Source organism: Laspinema olomoucense D3b (genome assembly GCF_025370785.1).
GTDB lineage: Bacteria > Cyanobacteriota > Cyanobacteriia > Cyanobacteriales > Laspinemataceae > Laspinema > Laspinema olomoucense.
The window spans coordinates 1-1,421 of sequence record NZ_JAMXFA010000098.1 but is presented as its reverse complement, the minus strand read 5'-3'; the positions used below and the strand labels follow the sequence as shown (position 1 = coordinate 1,421).

The following is a 1,421-nucleotide window of genomic DNA, read 5'->3' as shown; positions in this document are numbered from 1 at the left end:
TCAGCAATTCTCATTTTGAAAATTTAACTGCTATTGGGGGGAATCTCTAGATCAAGGCCCTGGAGCATGAAGGTGAGCAGATGATCCCAGTTGTCGAAATACAGATACCGGGTTAAAGCCCGTAAATCATCAAAAAAGGTCTGGCGAGTCGGCAGATGGACTCGCAGCCGTTTATATTTCTCGTCGAGCAGCTCCAGCAGCGTATGAAAGAGTAGGGACAAGATATTCAGAGTTGCCAGCAACGCGGCGAGATGCTGTTTGCCATGACCGAAGTTGTGTTCGAGATGGTAGCCTTTGGTCTTGAGGGTATTGTTATTCTCGTTCTCAACCTTCCAACGAGTGCGACCGGCTTGAACAATCTCGGCTACGTTGTCATCGGTAAGAGTGTAGTGGGTCACAAATGCGTTGTGGTAAATCACCTTTTGGTCAGGACGGCGGACAGTTACCTCACACCAGTTCACCAACAGCGCATCCGCCCCGTCTTTGAGGGGCAAATCATTGAGATATCGGTAAGTCCAGGTTTCCTCTATTTTTCCCGTCCACCGTTTACTGATGACCGTTGGTAGGTCAATCCCCTTAAGATGGTCATAAAGGGTGGTGTGGGAGTCCGGGCGACAGACGAGGATAAAGTCTAGCTGGTGGTCTAACAGTAGCTGACACAGGGGTTGGTGGCAGTACAAGTCATCGCCTAACACCGTTACCTTCAATCGACTCAAGCGCGGACCATGTTCGTTCAACCACCGCTTCGCCGCAGCGTTTTCACAGTCTTGTTTGTCATGACCGTCTTGGGGGCGGACAAACTCAGGGACTAAGGGAATCACCTGAGTCTGACCCGGACAGACAATGACTGGCGTGACCACGCTATGGAAGTATTGAACCTCTCCTGAGCGCAAGGTGCGTGTCGAACACTGGGGACAGTGGATTTGGGTTGAACTGAAGTATTCCGTCCCATCCATGGCCATCAACAGCGTGTCGGCCAGTGACCGTTTGTCCTTCAACTGACCCTGCTCGTCCAATATCTGTAAAATTTCCTCGAATAGGGGAAACAGCTCCGAGGGCGCGACCCCATCGAGTAGGTCCCGGATATGGTTATCGCAGGGAATTTTATGCACTCCAAACAGGCTTTGAGCATTGCTTTGACCCTTATTCCCTGCCATCTTGCGCTGATAGGCCAGGAAGGATGGGGTTTGGGTGAAGAACACCCCAAATGCGCTCAATGCAGCATCCTCCATTCCATAGCGGGTATTTTTCCCTCGGCGCTTGTCCGGTAGCGACGACAAGCGCTTGCGAAAAGAACTCACTAGAGTGTCAAACCAACCTGGCTTTTTCAATGGCTCTGGCTCTCTTAGGTTTCTCAGATATCATTACCATACAGGGATACCGGGGACTTGAACAGTGTTTTTCCAAAATGAGAATTGCTG

Annotated in this window: 1 protein-coding gene; it reads right to left on the bottom strand. The window is 50.5% G+C overall.

Annotated features, from left to right (window positions below; genetic code table 11):
- Positions 1 to 23 precede the first annotated feature (23 nt).
- A complete protein-coding gene (locus NG792_RS28790; RefSeq protein WP_435387620.1) occupies positions 24 to 1,331 on the bottom strand; it encodes a transposase in 1,308 nt (435 codons plus the stop codon).
- Positions 1,332 to 1,421: the final 90 nt, after the last annotated feature.